At 31.4% G+C, this 23,848-nt stretch carries 21 protein-coding genes, 1 riboswitch and 1 other annotated feature; of the genes, 1 reads left to right on the top strand and 20 read right to left on the bottom strand.

All coding sequences use genetic code 11. The features are described from left to right. Positions 1-226 precede the first annotated feature (226 nt). From GXK57_RS22335 to GXK57_RS22315, 5 genes are read right to left on the bottom strand one after another with little or no spacing between them, the layout of a single operon-like run. Positions 227-958 (bottom strand): ABC transporter ATP-binding protein, encoded by a 732-nt coding sequence (locus tag GXK57_RS22335; RefSeq protein WP_160680230.1) that lies wholly within the window; start codon positions 956-958, stop codon positions 227-229. Beyond that, positions 951-1,721: an ABC transporter ATP-binding protein gene (locus tag GXK57_RS22330; protein WP_160680229.1), complete on the bottom strand. Its 771-nt coding sequence runs from the start codon at positions 1,719-1,721 to the stop codon at positions 951-953. Before GXK57_RS22330 ends, GXK57_RS22335 begins: the two co-directional genes overlap by 8 nt. Continuing rightward, the gene (locus tag GXK57_RS22325) at positions 1,708-2,763 is read right to left on the bottom strand and encodes a branched-chain amino acid ABC transporter permease (RefSeq protein WP_160680243.1); all 1,056 of its coding nucleotides are present in this window, start codon (positions 2,761-2,763) and stop codon (positions 1,708-1,710) included. Before GXK57_RS22325 ends, GXK57_RS22330 begins: the two co-directional genes overlap by 14 nt. A 3-nt stretch (positions 2,764-2,766) precedes the next feature. Next, positions 2,767-3,654, bottom strand: coding sequence for a branched-chain amino acid ABC transporter permease (locus GXK57_RS22320; protein ID WP_243156491.1), 888 nt, complete (start codon positions 3,652-3,654; stop codon positions 2,767-2,769). 58 nt (positions 3,655-3,712) lie between these two features. After that, entirely contained in the window at positions 3,713-4,885 is a 1,173-nt protein-coding gene (locus tag GXK57_RS22315; protein WP_160680227.1) for an ABC transporter substrate-binding protein, read from the bottom strand. A gap of 491 nt (positions 4,886-5,376) precedes the next feature. Here GXK57_RS22315 and GXK57_RS22310 point away from each other — a divergent pair, with 491 nt between their 5' ends. After that, entirely contained in the window at positions 5,377-7,092 is a 1,716-nt protein-coding gene (locus tag GXK57_RS22310; protein ID WP_160680226.1) for a methyl-accepting chemotaxis protein, read from the top strand. Between the two features lie 120 nt (positions 7,093-7,212). Here the strand turns inward: GXK57_RS22310 and GXK57_RS26705 are convergent, their stop codons facing one another. The 15 genes from GXK57_RS26705 to GXK57_RS22235 form a co-directional block, all read right to left on the bottom strand. Next, positions 7,213-7,770, bottom strand: coding sequence for a hypothetical protein (locus tag GXK57_RS26705; protein WP_160680225.1), 558 nt, complete (start codon positions 7,768-7,770; stop codon positions 7,213-7,215). Position 7,771: 1 nt separating this feature from the next. Continuing rightward, positions 7,772-8,494, bottom strand: coding sequence for a DUF1361 domain-containing protein (locus GXK57_RS22300; protein ID WP_160680224.1), 723 nt, complete (start codon positions 8,492-8,494; stop codon positions 7,772-7,774). A gap of 240 nt (positions 8,495-8,734) precedes the next feature. Next, entirely contained in the window at positions 8,735-9,646 is a 912-nt protein-coding gene (locus GXK57_RS22295; RefSeq protein ID WP_160680242.1) for a cysteine synthase family protein, read from the bottom strand. A 107-nt stretch (positions 9,647-9,753) separates the two neighbouring features. Then, positions 9,754-10,899 (bottom strand): PLP-dependent aspartate aminotransferase family protein, encoded by a 1,146-nt coding sequence (locus GXK57_RS22290; RefSeq protein WP_160680223.1) that lies wholly within the window; start codon positions 10,897-10,899, stop codon positions 9,754-9,756. Between the two features lie 164 nt (positions 10,900-11,063). Next, on the bottom strand, positions 11,064-11,690 hold the full coding sequence (locus GXK57_RS22285; RefSeq protein WP_160680222.1) for a class I SAM-dependent methyltransferase: 627 nt from the start codon (positions 11,688-11,690) through the stop codon (positions 11,064-11,066). 143 nt (positions 11,691-11,833) lie between these two features. Then, positions 11,834-12,095: a binding site (T-box leader), on the bottom strand. A gap of 117 nt (positions 12,096-12,212) precedes the next feature. Beyond that, positions 12,213-14,708 carry an alkaline phosphatase family protein gene (locus GXK57_RS22280; RefSeq protein WP_160680221.1) on the bottom strand — a complete coding sequence of 832 codons (2,496 nt, stop codon included), beginning with the start codon at positions 14,706-14,708 and terminating at the stop codon, positions 12,213-12,215. Between the two features lie 285 nt (positions 14,709-14,993). Continuing rightward, on the bottom strand, positions 14,994-15,332 hold the full coding sequence (locus GXK57_RS22275; RefSeq protein WP_160680220.1) for a hypothetical protein: 339 nt from the start codon (positions 15,330-15,332) through the stop codon (positions 14,994-14,996). Between the two features lie 195 nt (positions 15,333-15,527). Continuing rightward, positions 15,528-15,845 (bottom strand): hypothetical protein, encoded by a 318-nt coding sequence (locus tag GXK57_RS22270; RefSeq protein WP_160680219.1) that lies wholly within the window; start codon positions 15,843-15,845, stop codon positions 15,528-15,530. 304 nt (positions 15,846-16,149) lie between these two features. Next, positions 16,150-16,488: an ArsC/Spx/MgsR family protein gene (locus tag GXK57_RS22265; protein WP_160680218.1), complete on the bottom strand. Its 339-nt coding sequence runs from the start codon at positions 16,486-16,488 to the stop codon at positions 16,150-16,152. Positions 16,489-16,585: 97 nt separating this feature from the next. Next, positions 16,586-17,083, bottom strand: a complete 498-nt coding sequence (locus GXK57_RS22260) for a hypothetical protein (RefSeq protein WP_160680217.1) — start codon at positions 17,081-17,083, stop codon at positions 16,586-16,588. Between the two features lie 346 nt (positions 17,084-17,429). Further along, a complete protein-coding gene (locus GXK57_RS22255) occupies positions 17,430-18,725 on the bottom strand; it encodes a homoserine dehydrogenase (RefSeq protein WP_160680216.1) in 1,296 nt (431 codons plus the stop codon). A 27-nt stretch (positions 18,726-18,752) separates the two neighbouring features. Then, the gene (locus GXK57_RS22250) at positions 18,753-20,072 is read right to left on the bottom strand and encodes an aspartate kinase (RefSeq protein WP_160680215.1); all 1,320 of its coding nucleotides are present in this window, start codon (positions 20,070-20,072) and stop codon (positions 18,753-18,755) included. A gap of 54 nt (positions 20,073-20,126) precedes the next feature. Beyond that, positions 20,127-21,014: a homoserine kinase gene (gene thrB, locus GXK57_RS22245; RefSeq protein WP_160680214.1), complete on the bottom strand. Its 888-nt coding sequence runs from the start codon at positions 21,012-21,014 to the stop codon at positions 20,127-20,129. Between the two features lie 8 nt (positions 21,015-21,022). Next, positions 21,023-22,504: a threonine synthase gene (gene thrC / locus GXK57_RS22240; RefSeq protein WP_160680213.1), complete on the bottom strand. Its 1,482-nt coding sequence runs from the start codon at positions 22,502-22,504 to the stop codon at positions 21,023-21,025. A gap of 154 nt (positions 22,505-22,658) precedes the next feature. After that, positions 22,659-22,750, bottom strand: a riboswitch (glycine riboswitch). Positions 22,751-23,134: 384 nt separating this feature from the next. After that, entirely contained in the window at positions 23,135-23,716 is a 582-nt protein-coding gene (locus tag GXK57_RS22235; RefSeq protein WP_160680212.1) for a hypothetical protein, read from the bottom strand. Between the last annotated feature and the right edge of the window lie 132 nt (positions 23,717-23,848).

The following is a 23,848-nucleotide window of genomic DNA, read 5'->3' as shown; positions in this document are numbered from 1 at the left end:
GATTATTTATAATTATATACAAAAATATAACAGCTATATTGGAAACATAATATCACATAATTTTGCCATATAACTGCCACAAAAAACTCGTATTATTTAATTAATCCCTTAATAATTAAATTATTAGACATCCACAATACAGAAATTAGACTAAAAAAATTTAACATTAATCTTTTCCCTAAGAAAAAAAATTACTAATGCATATGCATTAGTAATTTTTTTATTTCTAATTAACTGCTTCTTTTTTGCCTACAGCTTCTCCTAAATAAGCATTTTTTATTTCTTCATTCTTAAGAAGCTCTTCTCCTGTGCCTTCCATTATTATCTTTCCAGTTTCCATTACATACCCATAATCAGCCGCCTTTAAAGCAAGGTTTGCATTTTGTTCTATTAATAGTATTGTAACGCCCTGTCTTCTTATTTCTTGAATTATATTGAAGATATCTTTAACTATTATAGGTGCAAGCCCTAGAGATGGTTCATCCATCATAAGAAGCTTTGGTCTTGCCATTAAAGCTCGACCAACTGCAAGCATCTGCTGCTCTCCTCCTGATAAGGTCCCTGCAAGCTGCCACTTTCTTTCCTCCAGCCTTGGAAATAATTCGTAGACCCATTTAATATCTTTTTCTATTTCCTTTTTATCTTTTCTAAAATAAGCGCCTAATTTAATATTTTCTAGAACTGTGAGATTAGGAAAAACCCTTCTCCCTTCAGGAACTAAGTTAAGTCCTAACTTCGGTATATCTTCTGTCTTTTTATTAGTTATATCGATACCATCATAAATTATCTTCCCTGATTTAACCTTGGTAAGTCCAACTGTAGCCCTTAAGGTAGTACTTTTTCCAGCTCCGTTAGCTCCAACAAGAGTAACAATCTTCCCCTGTTCTACATTAATAGATATACCCTTTAAAGCTTCTATAGCTCCATAAGATACTACCAAATCTTCTATTTTAAGCATCTTCCTTCACCCCCAAGTAAGCCTCGATAACCTTTGAATTGTTTTGAATTTCATAAGGTGTTCCATGAGCTATTGTAACTCCGTGATCCAACACATATATTCTATCTGATATGCCCATAACTAGTGGCATATGATGTTCAATCATAAATATAGTTAGTCCAAATTCATTTCTTATTTCATTTATAAAACTAGTAAGCTCATCTGACTCTTTAGGATTCATCCCTGCCGCTGGTTCATCTAAGAGCATTATTTCAGGATTAGTCGCTAGACCTCTAGCTATCTCTAGTCTTCTTTGCTTTCCATAGGGTAGAGAACTAGCCTTCTCATCTTTTAGATCGTAAAGATCTACTCTTTTGAGCAGCTCTAATGATTTTTGAAGCATTTCTTTTTCTTCTCTTCTATATCTAGGAAGCTTAAACATTCCCTCTAAAAACATTGATTTTAAATGAAGATGGTTAGCTATAAGAACATTATCTAATACAGAAAGCTCTCCAAAAAGTCTTATATTTTGAAAAGTTCTAGCTATTCCTTTTTTAGTTATTGCATCTGGCTTTAACCCAGATATCTTTTCTTTATTTAAAAATATCTTTCCTTCTGTAGGAGTATAAACCCCAGTTATCATATTGAATGCGGTGGTTTTTCCTGCTCCATTAGGTCCAATCAGTGCAACAATTTCTCCCTTATTTAACTCTAGACTAAAGTCCTTAACGGCAGTGAGTCCACCAAATTTCATTGTTATTTTATCAGCACTAAGCAACTTCATCCTGGCTTCCTCCCTTTTTGTTTCTGAATAGTCCTAGTAGACCATTCCAAGAAAACTCTTTATTGCCCATTAAGCCTTTGCTAAAGAACAGAACTGCAATCATCAAAAGTGCTGAAAATACAACCATTCTTGTACCCGCCACACCTTTTATCCTATAACCACCTATAGTTATAGTCTCATCAAGGAACCTTAGCGCCTCTCCAGCTATTGTTATTATGAAAGATGATATTATAGTTCCAGTTATACTTCCCATTCCACCCAAAACTATTATTAGCAATATATTGAAGGTAAGCATAAACTTAAACATTGAAGGATCTATTGTTCCTAATGAATTCGATAGCAATCCTCCACCTACACCTGCAAAGAATGCTCCTATTGTAAAAGCTAAGGTCTTATTTCTAAAGAGATTTATCCCCATGCTTTCAGCAGCTATCTCATCTTCTCTTATTGCTTTAAGAGCTCTTCCAAAGCTACTATTAATAAATGAAACCATTAGTACTATAGTAATTATAAAAACTCCAAAGCTCCACCATATATTAGTAGTAACAGGAATTCCCTTTAATCCTAATGCACCGTTAGTTATAGACTGAGTATTATTTATTATAACTCTTATAATTTCTGCAAATCCAAGTGTTGCTATAGCCAAGTAATCTCCCTTTAATCTTAATGCCGGAGCACCTATAAGATATGCTATAAAAGCTGAGATTAAACCAGCCACTATAAGTGCTACTGGAAAAGGTAGCTGCAAACTTGCTAAAGGCTTAGCAATAGGTTGCATAAAAAAGTTCTGAGCTTTCATAGCTGGTGACATAGTCAATAATGCAGTGGTATATGCACCTATAGCTATAAACCCTGCATGGCCTAAAGAAAATAAACCTGTAAATCCATTAATCAAGTTCATACTTAAAGCTAAAATAGCATATATAGCACATAAATTTAGAATTCTTGTTTTATATGGATCAAAGTTTCTATCCGCATATACTAAGAATAATATAAGTAGAACAAATGAAATTGCTGTAAGTATTAAATTTCTCTTTTTCATCATCTACACCTTCTCTGAAATCCTTTCACCCATTATTCCTGTTGGCTTAAACAGTAATATAACTATTAAAAGTACAAAAGCGAAAGCATCTCTGTATCCTGTAAGACTAGGGAAAAGTGCAACTAACATTATCTCTCCTATTCCTAACACAAATCCACCTACAACTGCACCAGTTATATTTCCTATTCCTCCTATAACCGCAGCTATAAAACATTTAAGTCCAGGCATAACTCCCATAAGAGGATTTATATTAGGGAACTTAAGTCCCCACATTATACTTCCGATGGCTGCTAAGCCAGAACCAATTGCAAAAGTTAATGTTATTATTCTATTTATGTTTATAGTCATCAATGATGATATTTCATAATCCTTAGAAACAGCTCTCATGGCCATTCCAACTTTTGTGTGGTTTACAATATATAATAATAAAAATAATATGATTACGGTTGCTACTGGAATTATAATAGTAAGTCTTTGTATTGAAACCGATCCAAGTTTTATAACATCAGTAAATAATGGAACCTGAGGAAAAGCCTTAGGAACTCCACCAAATAAAACAGTTCCTAGGTTTTCTAAAAAGAAAGAAACACCTATGGCAGATATAAGTATAGATATCTTTGGAGCATTTCTTATAGGTTTATAAGCTACCTTTTCTATAACACCCCCAAGAATAATAGTAAGTAGTATAGATAGTAACACTGAAGCATACCAAGGCATTGCAAAAACCGCTATTCCATAAAAGGTAAAGTATGCAGCCATCATAAATATGTCACCGTGGGCAAAATTTATAAGTCTTAATATTCCATAAACCATAGTGTATCCTATAGCTATCAATGCATATAAGCTACCTAGTGATATTCCATTTGCTAAATGCTGCAAAAACGTCCCCATTCTTAATTTCATCTCCTTAAGGTATTGAGAACCTACATAAAGTTGGTCCTCAAAATTTTTATTTTGTTGGTTCTACTGTATCTAAGTAAGCAAACTTACCAGACTTAACAGTCTTTATAATTGCTGCTTTTATTGCATTTCTATCTTCATCAAAATTGATTACACCAGTTGCACCTTTGAAATCCTTAGTCTTAGCAAGCTCGTCTCTCAACTTAACAGAGTCATTTGAACCGGATCTCTTAAGCGCATCTACAAGTATTAGATATGAATCATAGCCAAGAGCAGACATTGCAGAAGCATCTTTTCCACTATATTCTTTCTTATATTCTTCTAAGAACTTTTCTGATTCCTTTGTAACTGGTTTTTCTGTTGCAAAGGCAGTTGAAAATACTGACCCTTCCACTGCTTGACCACCTATCTTTAAGAAATCTGGTGTTTCCCAAGTATCCCCACCTATTATAGGAGCCTTTATACCTAAATCTCTTGCTTGCTTAATTAAAAGGGCTGATTCTGTAAAGTTACCAGGCGCAAAGATTACATCTGGATTTTGTGACTTTATATTAGTTAACTGTGCACTAAAATCTTGATCTCCAGTATTATAGTTTGATGTTGAAACTATTGCTTTGCTATCACCACTAAGCTTTGTGAATGAATCAGTAAAATACTTTGCAAGCCCCACTGCATAGTCATTAGAAACTTCTTGTACAATTGCCACCTTCTTAGCATTAAGTTTTGAGTAAGCATAATTAGCCATTACAGTACCTTGGAAAGGATCTATAAAACAAACTCTAAAATAGTAGTCATTGCCCTTAGTAACTAATGGATTTGTTGCTGAAGTTGCAACTGTTGGTATCTTTGCATTCTTTATTATGTCTCCACCTGCCATAGAAAGAGAGCTTCCATAACTACCTATTATAGCTGTAACCTTTTCTTTCTCAACAAGCCTTGAAGCAGCATTAGATGCTTCTACTTTATCGGATTTATTATCAACTATTACTAGTTCAATCTTTTTACCGTTAACTTCCGGATAAAGCTTGTTTGCAAGTTTTATCCCTTCAACTTCTAGTTCTCCACCACCTGCATTTGCACCGGTAAGAGGTTCAAAAACCCCAATTTTTATAACATCGCTGCTATTTTCCTTTGAATCTGATACTTTTTCAACCTGGCAGCCTGTAAGGAAAGTTCCTACTGCCAATACTGCACTTATTAAAACTGCTAATTTCCTTTTCATTATTTAATCCCCCTTATAAACTTACGAATTATTACTTATTGCTTAACTTAAACACTATATCTTGGTGTTTATTTTATATCAGCGTTTTATTTTCTGTCAATTGAAAATTCCTCTTGCATCTTTATTCAACCCTTCATTTTTGTTTACATATTATACATCTTTATATATATTTGTCATTTTGTTATCATTGTTTTATTTTTGCTAACACTTTATCAATTATATTGCGTAATTATTATCATTCTGTCATAAAAGTACACATTTTATTATTTGTTCTCCACCGGAATACACATGCATTTTTTTAACCAATTATATTGCTTTGATTTTTTGTAAATAAATTATGCAATTTCTTTTTTTTAATTATTCAGATAAATTATTGTCAAATGTAAACGTATTACTCCAATATATGCCATATATTTCATTTAAAAATAACTATAATTATGTTAAAATATTCATTATAACATTCGGTTTTTTACTAAAAAGGGGGCTACTTTATGAAAAGGAAGACTAATTCCATAAAACTTACTACCAAAATTTCCTTCATCTTTTTAGTACTTCTTTCATTATTACTTGTAATAGGTTTAAGTGAAGTATTTAACTTAAGATCAGTTAATGATAATTTAAACCATATCTATTCAGTAAATATGAAGGCTATACAAGATGTAAGAACTCTGAGAGAAAATGTTCAAGAATCTCAACTTAATACTTTACTGGCAGCTGACCAAAGAAACAGTTACAATCTAACCAGATATAATGATGAAATTAACTCAATAAACATGGAAAACAGCAGTATAATGCAACAATATGAAAAATCAGTAAGTTCAAGCAAAGAAAAATCTTTGTTAAAAGATTTAAAAATGATGTTAGATGATTATATAAAAGCTAGAGATGAAGTCTTAGATGCTGTGAAATTTGGCGACTATTCAAAAGCTAAAGAACTAATAACTAATGTTACATTAAAGAGAGATTCAGTAGATAATACCATTAAAAGCATAGTTTTATTTAACCAAAACGAAGCGCGACAAGCTTATGAGGACTCAAAGAGTACATATAATCTATCTCTAAGCATAACTTACATAATACTAGGAGTATCTTTAACCTTAGCGGTTATTTGTTCAACTTATTTAAGATTTTACATATCTAAGAAGTTAAAATCTATAATAAGCTTTACAGAAAAATTAAAAAACGGGGATTTATCAACAACTGTAAAGCTTAAAAACATGGATGAATTCGGAATAATAGAAAATTCATTAAACGAAACTGTTTTATCACTAAGACAAGTTATATCAGAAATAAATAATAGCGCTGTAAATTTAAGTTCCTCAAGTGAAGAACTATCGGCAACCATAGAAGAAGTAACCTCAAAAGTAGACACTATTAATGAGAGCATACAGCATATAGGAAGCGGTGTTCAAGAGCTAACTTCAAGTATAGAAGAAGTAAATTACTCTACGGATAGAATAACTTCACAGGTAACAGATTTGGGCTACAATGCAGATGATAGTTATAACTCTGCAAAGGACATAGAAGTAAGAGCATCAAAGCTTAAGGCTAATTCTACTGAACTAGTAAAGAATTCAAAAGACTTGTATCTCTCCAATCAAGAAGCGGTCTTAAGCTCAATAGAGCAAGGCAAAGTAGTTTCAGAGATTAAAATAATGGCAACAACTATAACACAAATAGCTGACCAAACAAACCTTCTAGCACTCAATGCAATGATAGAGTCAGCAAGGGCTGGTGAAGCTGGAAGAGGGTTTGCGGTAGTTGCTGGAGAAATAATAAAACTAGCAGATAGTTCTATGGCTGCAGTTAAAAATATAACCAAAATAACAGATCAGATAGAGTCAGCATTTAAGAATCTATCTAGTAACGCTAACAATATACTCAAATATATCGAAGATACAGTTACACCTAACAATGAAGAAATGATAAATATAGGTTATCAATACGGTGATGACGCTAAACTGGTAGCTGATATCTCAAAAAAATTCCATCAATCTTCTTCATCTATAAAGGGAATTGTGAATAAAATTAACACAGAGATTGAGAATATAAGCGCAATGTCTCAACAAACAAACGCTTCTTCTCAAGAAATTATAGAAAGTATATCAGAGACAGCTTCAGCTATAGAAGAAGTAAGTAGAACCGCTACCTCTCAAGCTGAGCTAGCTCAAAAGCTAACTATCTTAACCAGCAAATTCACTCTTTAATACTTGCCTCTTTGCTTAAAGATATCGAAAAACTCCACTGAATGAGACTTATTCAGTGGAGTTTTTATTATTGTTTACCGAACCTAGTTTAGCATGAAATAAGATTAATAAATAATAATGTTAGTCTTTAATATCATAAATCAATTTAATACTTTCAACTACTTTTACAGGTAACTCTTGCTTCAGTGCCCTTTGTAATAACACAAAATTTTCAACACCATTTTTCTTTAAGTATCCTTCTATCATTTTAACCTTACTCTCTCTTCCTGGAATTAGCTGATATAAAACATACCAGTCCTCTAGGGAGCTCAACGGTAGTACTGTTTCATTTACTTTTTTGTTTTCTACTATAGCCTCTTTATCAAGAACGAACTTATATATACCATAATCATGTCTTAACGCGAAATTGCACATTACATCTACGTATGTATCTTTTACTAAATAAGTATAAAAATACTCTGTTAAAAACGGCTCCTTATTCTCTTTATTTTCTTCTATACCTATTTCATCAAAAATCTTTTTTACCTTAATTATATCTTCTTTATCGATTATTATATCTATATCATTGGGTCTATCTATAATTCCATGAAAATACAGCAATACAGATGATCCTATGACCCATCTTATATGATTTTCATTAAGCTTATCTGCAATATAGTATAAATCTTCAAATTTCAAATTAATCTTCTCCTTCTACAAACTTATTATTAATAGTAACGGCATAGTGTATTAAATATAAAATAAACATAAATCCACCGAAAAGTATTGTGAAATAAAAGCTTTTCCTATTTATGTTATTTAATAATATTATAAATATATTTTTAGGCCTAGTTATGATATCCCAACTATTCCATCGTATAAAACGACCTAGATATATAGCATACCCACTTATTATATTTATAAGAAATACAATAAGCCAAGACTTAGCAAAACCAAGCTTAAAAAGGAAAGATTTATGAGCCTTATTTAACGCAACAAAACCTACTATATACCCTAGCCAGACACCAATAGCAATATTAACAAAATCCAGCCAAATTTTAAAGTTGTCATTGAACATTATTCTATTTGTAATAGCATAATTGGGGTAAATAGGCCTACTTAAAACATACTTATTGCCTATAATATGAATAAAATCTGTAACCATATATGGAGAATTAGGATAAAACAAAAGCCATACTATCCATAAAATATAGTTTATTATAACTACTTTTTTTACTTTCCCCGATTTATTAATCTTTATTATCAGGTCAATAATCTCTAATGGAATCCATGCTAGGAAAAGATTCCAAACCATAAAATAAGGACTTTTGTATGGTGATATAAATATCCATAAAGAATATATAATACTGATAGCTCTTAGAATATTTTTTGTCGTAATCAAACTATTTGTATTAGATTTCAAAATATCACTCCATTTTATAGATGTATTTTATCGTGTATCTATATATTATACATCTTTAATTCTTATTATGTTTACATAAAGGTAAAAAATGTTAACTTATAAATAACAAAATTGCAGAGATTAACTAACCCCTGCAATTCTAAAACTTCAATATTCTATCTAATATAAATTATTATATAGATGTATCACTTAGCAACAAAACTTATATTTTTTAATAACTACTTTTTATACAAGGAACAACTATAAATATAATCCTTTACTTAAATATCTATCTCCTCTATCAGGAAAAACAGTGACTATATTGCCCTTGTCTACCTTTTCTGCAAGCTTAAGTGCTGCAGACAACGCTGCTCCTGACGAGCTACCAACTATTATTCCCTCTTTATGAGCAAGCTCTCTAACTAACTCAAAAGATTCTTCATCATTAACCTTTATTATCTCATCCACTAAATCCATATCCATAGTTTTCGGGATAAAATCATTGCCTATGCCCTCTATATTATAACATCCTGCTGTGCCGCCTCCCATGGTTGATCCCTCAGGATCAGCTAAAATGCCTTTTATCCTACTATCTTGCTCTTTAAGATATTTTGCTATACCAGTATAAGTGCCTCCGCTACCAGCTCCTGCAACAAAATAATCTATATCGCCTTCTAAGGCCTCATATATCTCTGGCCCTGTTGTTTCATAATGTGCTAAAGGATTATATATATTTTCAAACTGCTTTAAACTTATAGAATTCTCTATAGTAGCCAAAAGCTCTTCGGCCTTAGCTACAGCCCCAAGCATCCCTAGCTCTCTAGGAGTATTTATAACCTTAGCACCAAATGCCCTCATAAGCATTTGTTTTTCTTCTGAAAACTTTGTTGGAACTACGAATATTATATTATATCCTCTGTTTATTGCTGCTAGAGCAACGCCTAAGCCAGTATTGCCAGCTGTTGCTTCTATGATAGTATATCCTTCCTTCAATGTTCCTTCATCTTCAGCAGCTTTTATCATATATTCACCAATTCTATCTTTTACACTTCCACCAGGATTCCAATATTCTAGCTTAGCAAATATATTAACATCTTTCTTTAAGTTAAAGTGATTCAATTTAATAATAGGAGTATTTCCTATTAACTCCCTAATATCATCTATATATTTCATACCTCTCACCTTCTCAATTTCATCAATAAGTCTTAATAGTCCCATTAAAGCCTCAAATGACTAACCACTTAATTCCAACACTGTAATATAGCGTAAAATTGCTACTACTATATTCTTGATTTATCTAATGCATTTTGTATATCTTTAATTAGATCCTCTTCACTTTCTATTCCTATTGAAAGTCTAATTAGATTATCAACTATTCCAACATTTTGTCTTATCTCATAAGGTATAGATCCATGTGTCATAGATGCTGGGTGGCAAACTAGGGATTCTACTCCCCCAAGGCTTTCTCCAAAAGTTACTACCTCTAAAGACTCTACAAACTTCTTATAATCATAGCTATCTTTAAGGACAAAGGATATTACCCCTCCGAATCCACTGGCTTGTCTTTTATGAGTATCATGTCCAGTATGGCTTTCAAGTCCTGGATAGTACACCTTCTCTATTTCTTCTCTACCATTCAAATATCTAGCTATAACATCTGCATTTTTATTATGTCTATCCATTCTTACAGCTAAAGTCTTTATTCCTCTTATTAATAAGAATGAATCAAAAGGGGCTAAAACACCTCCTGTAGAATTTTGAATAAAGTGAAGTCTTTCACTTAGCTCAGAATTATTTACTACAACAAGTCCCGCTACTAGATCACTATGACCACCTAAATATTTAGTTGCACTATGAACTACTATATCTGCTCCTAACTCAATTGGTCTCTGAAGATAAGGTGTCATAAAAGTATTGTCTACAACTGTTAATATAGACTTTTCCTTAGCTATTTTTGAAACAGCTTGTATATCAGTTATATCCATAAGAGGATTAGTAGGTGTTTCGATGAATATAGCCTTAACTTTATCATCTATACTAGCCCTGACTTCTTCAAGATCTGTAGTATTAACTATTCCATAGGATATATCAAAATTCTTAAACACCTTATCTAATACTCTAAATGTTCCTCCATAAAGGTTATTTGATATCAATAGTTTATCCCCTGACTTAAATAGAGATACCACTGCTGTTATTGCTGCCATTCCTGAAGCAAAAGCATATCCTGCATAACCTCTTTCTAGTTCAGCAATTAACTTTTCTACCGCTTCTCTCGTAGGATTCCCTGTTCTCGAATATTCATATCCTTTATTTACCCCAAAACCTGGCTGCTTATATGTGGAAGTCTGAAATATAGGTACATTAACCGCTCCTGTTCTTTCATCTCCATCTATTCCTCCGTGTATAAGTAATGATTCAAAATTCATATGCTTTTCCTCCTAATATTTAAGTTTATATCTGTTACAATTCTCTTTATATATATAATTACTTCTCAGCTATAAAGTTCTATACGTTAAAATAATCTTTTATGAATCACCTCATAAAATTCTATAAGCACTAAAATCATTAATGAAGTGATTCATATTTAAATTTATCTTTTTACTGCTGTAGCCATAAATATTCCTGGATTAGTAAACTCACCTTTGCTTGAATATCCTTCACATCGTAATCCAGTATCTATGACACTTATATCTGTAAATCCAGCATTGCTCAACCACTGTTTTATCTGCTCTTCTGAGAAACCAAGCCATTCATCAAACATTTCTTCTTTGGCCCACTCACCATCATGTTGATATACATCCGATATTAAAACCGTTCCATTTATCTTTAATACTCTGTACATCTCTTTAATCGCTTTTTCAGCATCCACAATATGATGCAAAGCCATATTAATAAATACACCATCTATAGAATCATCAAACAAAGCTAAATCATCAAGAGATGATTTTATAGGATATATATTTTTTAGCCCTTTACCATTCGCAGAGCCCTTAAGTTCTTTTAGCATGTTGTAAGATCTATCTAACGAAAACACCATAGCTGATTTTTCCGCCAGTCCTAAAGATACGAATCCAGTTCCGCATCCTAAATCAGCCACTACCTTATCTTTTATATCAAACTTAGATACTATTCTATCTCTTACCTCATCTTTAAAATACTCACTTCTCATAGTATTCCACTTATTTGCTATACTATCAAAATACTGATTAGAATTCATAATATTCTCTCCTTTCAAAATAAAAGTATTATTTAGACAATTAAAATTGTAATATTATTCACTAATAGAATTACTCATAGGAAATTCAGAATAATAGAATGGTTCTAATATTAATATAAAATAAAAAACTCCTACCTCTAATATATAGAGGCAGAAGTTATATTCCGCGATTCCACTCTAATTAACCCTAATTATTCCAAAGGAAATAAGGTTATCTCATTATTTAGGTACATTTATAATCCTATACCCTAACGCTGTAACAGGCGTGCCTGCTGCCGTCTACTATAATTCGAGGCAGTGCTCAAAGATGCATTCACATAAGTTTTACTAAAAATCTCTTTCAGCCAATGGAGATTTATCTCTGATAGATATGCTTATGCTACTATTTCTTATCATAGCTTATTCCTATCTTTCCTATCAACTTTCTAGGTTATATTATAATAATATGCTGAACTTAAAAATTTGTCAACAAAAAATATACTTTTTTTACTATTAATTTTAGTACTTAACTTTAACAATATCTTAATTCTTACTAAGATATTGATCGCCAAACAGTAGATCATATTGTATTAATTTATAATCTTTCACAGCCTCTTCATTTTGAATATTTCTATTGTTTATATGATTTTGTAAATAAGGATGAGTCTTTCTTACTTCATCTAATATATTAAAATAAACGGGATATGAAACCTTGGATTCTTTTAGTATATGTAATGATAACTGAGCTGGAGATATTATTGGCTCTATATTGGATAAAGATTTATAGTTAGACCAAGCTGCTAAAGGAGTTGTATAACAATTAATATCCGCTTCTATTCTCTCCTTATCTTTAAAGTAATTTAGTGCATTATATACATCATAATTACCAGCTGGACTACCTAACCTTGGAAGGTGATCTCCAAAATAATATACTAGAGTTGGTCTTCCACATTCCTTCAAGCTACTAATTAATCTTCCAAAAGCCTTATCTGCATCATATATACCAGATGCATAATTGCTTATAACAGAAAGTTCAGTTTCATTTAATTTATCTGAATATGTGTTTACCTCTAGCTTATCATATTCCTTATAATAAGGGTCGTGATTTTGCATAGTTACCGCAAAGATAAACTTAGGTCCATCTCCATCATTAAGCTGTTTTAATATCTTATCCACTAATTTATCGTCAGAAACATTAGTGCCTTTGCAGTCATTATTTTTATCAAAACCCTTTATGTCTATAAATTTTTTAAACCCTAAATATTTATATACCTTATCTCTATTATAAAAGGTTCCGTCATTAGGATGAATTGCTATAGTTTCATAATCATTTCTATCAAAAACTGTAGCTATACTAGGAGTGATTCTCCTAAGATACACATTGTATGGCATCACACCTGGGCTTGTAAAGTAATTCGACAATCCAGTTAAAGCCTCAAACTCAACATTCGCAGTACCTCCCCCAAATACTGGAGATAATATATTTCCTTTTTCATTGGCTCTTATATTTCCGATTATATCTTTATCAAACTTAACGCCATTAAGCCTTGTAGGATCCCAAAAGCTTTCGCTCATTATAAGTACAACATTTGGCTTTGTATCAATATCTGATAAAACTTCCACTTCCTTGTGGTTATTAAGCTTATTAACTATATTATCTATCTTTTCCTTGGAGTATTCCTCAGGCTTATCTGCTAAGTAATTTTTATAGTCGCTCATCAAAAAATAATTTTCTAAAAAAAGCCCATTTTGTAAGGTATCTTGCTTTCCAATATACCAGGATTTACCTAGTCCTAAATTAACTAAACTTTTAGTGTAGCTTAAATAATAAATACTACATCCTGTCACAATAACAGAAAGAATTATCATAACAAAATCAGGCTTAGGCATAAAGAATAACATGATTTTCTTTCTAAACTTAATAATTATAAGTAAAGAGATAACTATAGCAATAGACATAAATATCATAATCCTATAATCAATGTACCTAGCTCCAATCATATAAGCATCTTTAATCAAATATATATCCCAGGGATAAAACGGCTCATCAAAATACTTCAATTTAATAAAATTAGCTATTAAAAATGCACATGAAAAGAAGTAAAACAATAATCCTCCAAGATTTGCTCCTATTAAAGAGATTAACAACATATATATGACAATTAGAACTAGCATATTTATTAACTGCCTTATATCAAAAAACTTTGTAAAATCATAGATTAATTGTTTCTTTAATATGCAATCTCCAGAAAAAGCTACAAGTGTTATTAGTATAAACGTAGTATTTAGATTTAAAACAATATTCTTCTTAAAAGTTTTATTCTGTAATGAATTGGTTTTTTTACCTATCTTTAAAGTTATACTTAATGCCCTGTATATTAAATACCCAACAGACACGGCTACAATTGCTGAATAGATATATACAAAAAGCGATACTAATGATGTCTTTACATCCTTATTTAGGATGTTAAGTACTAAAACTCCTTTACTTCCACTAAAAACATCTCCTAATCTCGAAATTTTATCTAATATAAAGGCATTTATGGGTATACTAATTCCTATTAATAAATCTTGTTTTAAGTTGCCATAGTTAGAGCTTTCCCTAGACATATAGCCAACTAGATAAATTGGATAAAACACTACTACAAATAAAGCTAAACTTATCCATACTTCATCTAATAAAAATATTGCTGATACTCCAATCACATACAAAATCAAAAAAACATATTTATTTTTCATGAATATCCTTGTTAATACATACCAAGCGACACATGATAAAAATAGTACATTTAACAAATACACATTAGATCTTATATTAAAATTAATAAACGCTAAGTTTATTATTGATATAATTAATGCTGATTTAAAATTTATCGATACCGTCAATATACCAAGACAAAATATAATCCCCATTTCAACCATTAATAAATATATTCCTGTTAAATAATTGCCACTCTTAGAAAAATTCATTAATGAAACTCCCACAAATAAAGATATTATTGCTATAGTATTTATGTTTTTTCTTATATATCTTAACATTGCAAAGTATCCCTCCTAGGAAATTCTCTGTAATTAAGATACCCAACAATGACATAAATATCCGTATACCAATAAAAAAAGGTTACTGAAGAGATTTTCTTCAGTAACCTTTTTTTCGAATCTGCCTTTCCAAATGTATATGAGGAAAATCTGGCAGGTGGATATGATTTATTTTCTTACTGTTTACTCTAAATAGTATCTCTAAACCCTTGATATTGCTAGATTTAGATATTAAAAAGTTATATACTTTCCTAGATAGTAAAAAAGGTAAGGTTTGAATTACTATTAAACCTTACCTTTACTATTAAGCATATTCTTTATAAAATCGTTGTACTGAGGTTGCGAAATCATATAGCTTTTTTCACCAGAGAATAATAAATATCCATCTCTACAAGGGCACATGCTAAAACAGTCTTTCGACTTTAAATACACATCTAGTGTATCCGTAACCCCTTTAGGATTAGGACCATCGTACTGCTGCACTTCATCTCCTGAAGTATTAATAATTTTAACTAAAGCTTGTACCTCATCCTTAGACAAAACTCTAGCACTTACACCAGTGTAAGACAATTCTACTTTATCTATTTTATCCATAGTAATATTCTTAATCTTAATAAAATCCATTTCTTTTTCTCTTGAATTACATCCTAGCAAATTGCACGAAATTACAATCAACATTAAAATAATAATAGCTTTGAATCTTCCATTTTTCAAATTTAATCACCACACAAAAAGCACTTCAATTATAGTACGGTTAATAATTCAAATAGTGACACAAGTTGTTAATTATTAAAGTATAATTTTGTACTACAGCAGTTACTAGTAAACTAATCCAAATATTATAACTAGCATCAATAGAGCAAGTATAAATATAGAAGAATTCTTTCCAGCTCTAGCCCATAAATGTTCCTCGTACTTGTCACCAACATAATAAGCTAATACAACCATTAATAAAGTATAGAACAGTGTGTAGTGTATTCCAGTATGTCCATCTGACCAAGCCTTTAGGCCTATGGAATCTAATATAAGATCACCTATTACAATATTATTACCAAAACTAAAAGATAGGATTATAGATAATATCAATATTAATGGAGAAAAGGTTCCTAATCCAACCTTTCTTTCTACCTTATCCAAGTTACTCACCCGCTTCTTTAGTGGTATTTAAATATGAACTTTATATATCGCGATGGATTAAAAATTTATAATACAAATGTAGGCTCTTGCAATTTTAACATTATTAGCCTTATATAATTATCACTACCTATACTATTATTACCCAAAACTAATTTAATATGCCTTCTTATAGTCTTAAGTTTACATCCTAAACTCTCTTATATATTATTATTATTTAGCCTAATAATATATATCTATATTTCATTCTACCTCTATAATGTATTTATCTAATCGTTAATCTAAAATTTAGTTATAAACCATAAATCTACTCCCAGATATCCCACACCTTTGGTTCATACCCAACCGTAGCCAGCTTACCATTTCTCACTATTGGAGTCCTGTATAGACTAGGATTCTTTAGTAGAATTTCTTCTTTAACGCTATTATTTATTATATGCTGAAGGTTTGACTTATCATACTCTTTAGAATCCTTATTTATTAAGTTATTAAGGCCAACAGAGTTTTTAACGCTTTCTAGCTCTCGTTTTCCTAATCCAACCACATTTAAGTCTATGAATTGATATTTTATCTTTCTTTCCTTAAAGTATCTTTCTGCTTTCTTTGTATCAAAGCACTTCTTAACTCCGTATATCTGAATATTCACTTAATCCCCCCACGAATTGATTTATATATATGTACCACCTCATACTAAAACTTACATTTATAAATTATGCTATCAGAAACTAGAGGCGCTTTAAATTCTAATAGGTTTCCACTATTCTTCCGCAAATTGCTTCTTGTATGCTATCATCTATTTTACTTATATTTCTTATCTTATAACCATTATTAATCCTTACATAGGTTATACCAACTACATATTCTTCCAATATTCCTTTTTTATTCACAATCAATCTAGCAATCCCTACAGGATACTCTGTATTGTCTATCTTAACTTTAGTGCAAGCCTCTATCCTTATACCATTAGCCCTCTGCTTCCTTAGCCTGCTAATCCATTTTATCTTCTTACTTCCCTTAACCTCAGCTAAGTCTTGCTTGCTACTTTCTTTATAATCCACAAATTTAAAAGCCTCATCATATTGTTCATTTATTATGTCATTAAAAAATTTTTCAGTTTTATATTGTAAAGTTTCCTTCTGACTCTTTTTTAAAATTGGACATATTAAAGCCATAACAGATGTTAACATTAATATACTAATTACTATACTTCTACTAATCTTGAGCCTTTCATAAAGGTTCACATTTATCTCCCCTAAAGTTATTTTATACCCTTTGCCATTTGTTTTAAGTTGTTCAAAAATTATATTTCAAAGATTAAAAGACTAATATATTTTTACCCTTTTAATTAATATTCCATATTAATTATTTTTTGTCAATATGTATAATTTTTTTATCAAATTTTATTATTTTATACAACTATTTTTTTTATAATCTAATATTCTTTTTATAATTTTCTTGCTGAAAAGCACTAACTTTACATTATATCTTGTGAGGACCTTACATTTCTACACAATAAAATACATTACTATAAATCAATAAAGCCACTTAGTAAATACTGTAATATACTAAGTGGCTTTATTGATATTATTACTTTAATCCAAGCTTTTCTATCCTTATGACATTCTCTACTTTTTTAATTATCTCTAAGTCATTTATCTTTTCTAAAGACTTATTTATTCTTCCTTCTAAAGTATCGTGAGTAACAATAACTATGGAAACAAGTCCTTTATCTTCTCTTCTAGCCTTTTGTATAAAGGAAGCTATACTAACCTGCTCCTCGCCAAAGGTAGTGGCTATCTCTCCCAAAACTCCAGGCATATCCTTTACAGTTATCCTTAAATAATATTTTGCGCTTACGTTATCCATAGGAGTTATTGCTTTATCTGCATATCTACTAGTAACTACACTAGCTCTTTCTCCGTCATTTCTTAGTACAGATATTATATCCCCTACTACAGCACTACCTGTTGGCAGCTCCCCTGCACCTCTTCCATAAAGCATAAGATCTCCAACTGCGTTACCTTTTATAAATATAGCATTAAAAGAATCATTGACATTTGCTAATGGGTGAATAGATGGAATCATAGTTGGATGAACTCTAAGCTCTAACTTTTCATCAACTTCTTTAACTATAGCAAGAAGTTTAATCACATATCCTAGTTCCTTCGCATACTCTATATCTTTTGAAGTTATTCTTGTTATTCCTTCCCTATAGATATTATTTACATCTACATTTGTCTCAAAGGCTAATGTTGTCAATATAGCTAGCTTATACGCAGCATCATAACTTTCAATATCTGAAGTTGGGTCAGCTTCTGCATAGCCCTTTTCTTGAGCTTCTTTAAGTGCATCTTCAAAATCCATTCCCTCTAAGGTCATCTTAGTTAAGATATAGTTTGTAGTTCCATTTATTATGCCAATAACTTCCTCAATTTTGTTGGCAGTCAAGCTCTCATTTATACCATGAATTACTGGTATTCCCCCAGCCACACTTGCTTCAAAGTTTACTATAACTTCATTTTTCTCTGCTGCTTCGAAAATCTCCTTACCATCAGTAGCAATTAATAATTTATTAGCTGTAACCACATGTTTTTTATTTTTTATAGCTCTTAGTATATACTCTTTGGCAGGTTCTACCCCCCCCATAACCTCTACAATTATTTTAATGCTGTCATCGTTGAATATATCCTCAGCATCTGCAGTTACAACTTCTTGAGGCACCTCTATATCTCTGTACTTATTTTTATCTCTTACCAATATCTTTGCGATTTCTATATCATATCCGGCCCTCTTCATAATCGCTTCTTTATTAGTATTCAATATCTTCCAAACGCCTTTACCTACATTACCTAAGCCTAATAAGGCTATTCTCACTTTCTCCATATCTATTTTCGCCCCTTTTTATATATTCTATTTTACAAATGCACTGTATATAGCCCTATACGCATTTTCAAAATCTTCATTTTCAACACCTATTATTACATTTATCTCACTAGAACCTTGATTAATCATCCTCACATTAACATCAGCTTCGGAAAGACTCTTAAATATCTTAGTAGCAACTCCTCTAGTCCTATTCATTCCTTTACCAACTGTAGCTATAAGAGCCATGTTAGGATGAACATCTATAGTATCTGGATTGCACTGTCTCTTAATCTCTTCTAAGATTATTTCAAGCTTATCTCCTACCTGACACTCTTCTATAACTAAGGAAACAGAATCTATTCCTGCAGGCATGTTTTCAAAGGACACTCCGTTGCTTTCAAGTATTGTTAAAAGCTTTCTGCAAAAACCTTGTTCAAGGTTCATAAGCATTTTTTGTATTGCAATTACAACAAAGTCTTTCTTTCCAGCTATACCAGTTATAGTATCCCCATAAGCTTGAACCCTCTGTTCATCTACTATAAATGTTCCTTTATCTTCAGGCCTATTTGTATTTCTTATATTTATAGGTATTCCAACATCTCTTACAGGGAAAATACTCTCCTCATGAAGCACTTTTGCCCCCATATAAGACAATTCTCTAAGCTCTTTATAAGTTACATTCTCTATAGACTTTGGATTTGCAACAATATTAGGGTCTGCCATCAGAAATCCCGAAACATCAGTCCAGTTCTCATACAACTCAGCATTTGTACATCTGGCAATAATAGCTCCTGTAATATCGGAACCTCCTCTAGAAAAAGTCTTTATTTTTCCATCAGGCATAGATCCATAAAATCCCGGTATAACAGCCTTATCTATATTCTTTAGTCTCTCTCTCACAGCTATTTCTGTTGCTGCCATGTCTAAAGTTCCAAAATGTTTGAACTTTATTATCTCAGCAGCATCTACAAATTCGTAATTCAAAAAGGCTGCTAGTATAAGACCATTTAAATATTCACCTCGACTTGCTGTATAGTCTGCTGAAGCTCCTTCTTCTATCTTTAACTTTATTTCTTCCAGGTGGCTTTGTATATCTACATCTACCTTAAGTTCTAAGGCTAAAGTCTTATATCTTTCTTCTATGTGCTTAAATACATCCTCAAAGGATATCTGATTTTTTGCATGTTCATAACAAAGATATAATAGATCAGTTATCTTATAATCCTTCTTAAATCTCTTTCCCGGTGCAGAAGGCACCACATATTTTCTCCTTGGATTTTCAAAAACTATATTCTTAACCTTTTGGAATTGCTCACTATCAGCAAGGGAACTTCCTCCAAACTTAGCTACAACTACATCACTCATCTCATTACTTTCCCCCTATTTCCTTTTTACACTATTTAAATAATATTGCTGAAATTATAATACTTTAACCTGAGCTCCTTCATTATCAATGTCTAACTCCAATACTTCCCATCTACTTCTTAATGTATCTAAATAATTCCTTATATTATTTAAAAAGCTACTATCATCTTTTCTAAGCATAACCATTATCGTTGGACCTGCACCACTTAAAAATACAGCTAGTGCATTAAATTCACTGCATTTATTTTTTATATCATAAAAATTTTCTATTAGTTCTGCTCTATAATCTTCATGGAGCTTATCCTTACAAGCGATCTTTAATAAATCTAAATTTCCACTAGACAAAGCTGATATCATAAGTGCTACCCTTCCTATATTGTAAACACCTTGCTTATAATCAATAGTTTTAGGTAAAACCGCTCTTGCCTTATCAGTAGAGAGCTTAAAATCAGGTATTAATGCACAAAGCTTTATTTCCTCCTTTATATTTATTTTGTTGTATATAGTTTTATTTTCTTCTGAAACTGAGACAGTCATTCCTCCAAATAAAGCTGGAGTAATATTGTCAGGATGTCCTTCCATTTCTGCCGCAAGATTTAAAACCTCTTCCTTACTGAGAGTACTCCCGGTTAATCCATTTGCAGCTAATACCCCCCCAACTACGCAGGCAGCGCTACTTCCAAGGCCTCTGGATACAGGTATATCTCCCTCAATCTTTATGCTTAAACCTGTAGGTGTATAGTTTAATTTATCAAAACACTTCTTCATAGAAACATATATAAGATTTTCTTCATTCTTAAATTCTTCTTCACAACCTTCAAAAACAAGTCCTTCTTCTATCTCTTCCACAACAAATCTGTTATACTTTTTTACTGCTAATCCAAGGCAATCAAAACCAGGTCCTATATTTGCACTTGTAGCAGGCACCTTAACTTCTACCATCTAATCACCTACAATTTCAAAAATTCTTCTATTACATTTTTCATACTTTCTTTATAACAGGTAGCTTTATGAATTATCGGTCTACTTTCTAGATTATCTATTCCTTTTGGAATTCTTATATTAAACTTTTTAGAAAGCTTTTCTACCATGTCAAAATCTGAGGCACTACTATTTTCAAAACTAAGTGCTTCATTCACACTTCTTGGAAACTTAAAAGGACTCGCTGTTGAAGCTATTACAGTTACTGCCTCATCCTTTGTAGCATTTATATATTTCTTAAATACATTATAAGCAACTGCAGTGTGAGTATCTAAAACATATTCTGAAGCATCATATACTTCTCTTATCGCTTCAACGGTTTCTTCTTCTGTAGCAAAACCTCCATACATACAATTAAGCCTTTCTTTCATAGCTGAGGTTATCTCATACCTGCCCTCATTCTTTAACTGCTGCATCAATTTATTTATAATCTCTGAGTCCTTTCCGCTTATCTCATATAAGAATCTCTCTAGATTACTAGAAATTAATATATCCATTGAAGGCGAATTAGTTATGACAAACTCTCTATTCCTATCATATATTCCTGTGCTTATAAAATCAGTAAGAACCTTATTCTCATTGGATGCACATATAAGTTTATCTATAGGAAGTCCCATATTCTTAGCATAGAAGGCAGCTAATATGTTACCAAAATTACCAGTAGGCACTACAACATTTATCTTCTCTCCAGCTTTAATTTTTTCATCCTTCAGTAAAGTCAGATAAGAATAGACATAATAAACTATTTGAGGTATAAGCCTTCCTATGTTTATAGAATTAGCAGATGATAACATGTATCCTTTTTCGTCTAAAAGCTTGTTGAAATCTGAATCCACAAATATAGTTTTTACTCCATTTTGCGCATCATCAAAGTTACCCTCAATACCTACTACAAAGGTGTTGTCTCCTTCTTGTGTAACCATCTGTCTTTTTTGAATCTCACTTACCCCTTCCTTAGGGTAAAATACCACTATCTTAGTTCCTTCAACCTTTGCAAAACCTTCTAAAGCTGCTTTTCCTGTATCACCAGAAGTAGCTGTAAGTATGACTATCTCCTTATTGATATCAAGTCTTTTCGCCGCAGTCTTAACTAAGTAAGGAAGTATGCTAAGCGCCATATCTTTAAAAGCTAAGGTTCTACCATGAAAAAGCTCTAAAAAATATGCTCCAGCAGAATACTTCAATGGTGCTATAGATGGAACCTCAAACTTTTCATCGTAAGCACCTTCGATACAAGCCTTAAGTTCTTCAGCTGAAAAGTCATCAAGATACTTACTCAATACATAAAAAGCTAGTTCCTTATAATTTAGGTTCTTAAGTTCATCAAAAGATTTATCTAGCTCTGGGAAAAATTCCGGTACAAATAACCCTCCATCTTCAGCTATTCCCCTAATTATAGCCTCTGAAGCAGTTACTAGATCTTCCTGTCCTCTTGTACTTTTATAAAACACATGTATGCCCCCTTTAATTTATTAGTTTTAAAACTCTTAAAAATATAAAAAAAGAGACTAGGTCTAAACTTAGTCTCTGGAAATACGGCTTTTGATATTCATGTAACCAAAATAAAGCTTAATAAGCTTAAAATATAGCTAAATGAATATATTATCAAAATCCCCTGTCCTTTTACCTGAGAGTTTCACTACATCTTTGTAGCTTTCCCCTTCGGTGCTCCTTTGAGTCTCTCCAGAGGTTCGTCCAATAACGGTTTTAATCCCGCTATCTTCATACGAATCTATAAAATTATTGTTATTATATATCAAAATATTCTAATAAGTCAATAAAATTATATTTATTTAGAATATTATCTTTTTAGAACATTTTCATATCTACATAAGATTCTAAAGATGTGCCGCTTCATAATAAAATTTATGTTTTTGTATTGAAGCAACATATCTTTAGAAAAGTGTTAATGATATTTGTAGAATAGATATGCAACATTATTAGATTATAGATATATAACTAGTAATCCAATCTTGAATCTATAAAATTGGCATATCTTATAGGTGGACAGCTTAAATGTATATTTCAGTATATGTGTTGTTCACTATTCTGTTACTAAGGCCCAAAAGTTTAACTTCAAATCATCTAGACTCAGCCAGAGCCGCTCTCATAGTTTCAATAGTATACTTTAACTTAGTACTCGGTACTATAAGTTTTATTAGTTTCTTTTTTATTCCATAGGTTTCAACTTCTATAAGCTTATCTAAAGTAGATTTGGAAGAATCTCCTTCCTTAACATCTATAATATTACGCCATTCAATAAGCTTACCATCTTCAGTGAGTATTCCCTCTTTTCCTACTATATTTGTTCTTAACTTAGCCTTAACCTCCATAAATAAAAATAAAGCCAGCATAATGGAAGCTACTGCAAACTGAATAGAGTAAAAGGATTGAGGAACTATAAAACTTTCAAATAACCCATATGGAGTACTGGTATCTTGATATGAAGTTTTATTCTTCAAAACTTCAAGTACAAACTTTACAAAAACAAAACTTCCAGCGATTGTGCCCCAAACTATGTCACCTACTCTATAACTTCTATACTCAAACCAATATTCTCTTATAAAAGACCTATTCAACGTCCTATTATTATATATTCTGATTTCTCTTATTAATATATATACATAAACCAATAGTACGATTAGTACAAAAATGCTCGTCATAATTCCCCCTAAATTTTACGAATATATTCTTTCTTAAAGTAGTTATAAAATTTATTAAAAACACATTTTATAAAGCTTTACTACTTGTCTAACATATTTATATAGATATTATACATATCTTAATGTAAAATA

This window comes from Clostridium sp. C8-1-8 (genome assembly GCF_009928445.1).
Taxonomy (GTDB): Bacteria; Bacillota; Clostridia; order Clostridiales; family Clostridiaceae; genus Clostridium_AR.
The sequence above is the reverse complement of the archived record's forward strand: the minus strand, read 5'-3'. Positions and strand labels throughout refer to the sequence as shown.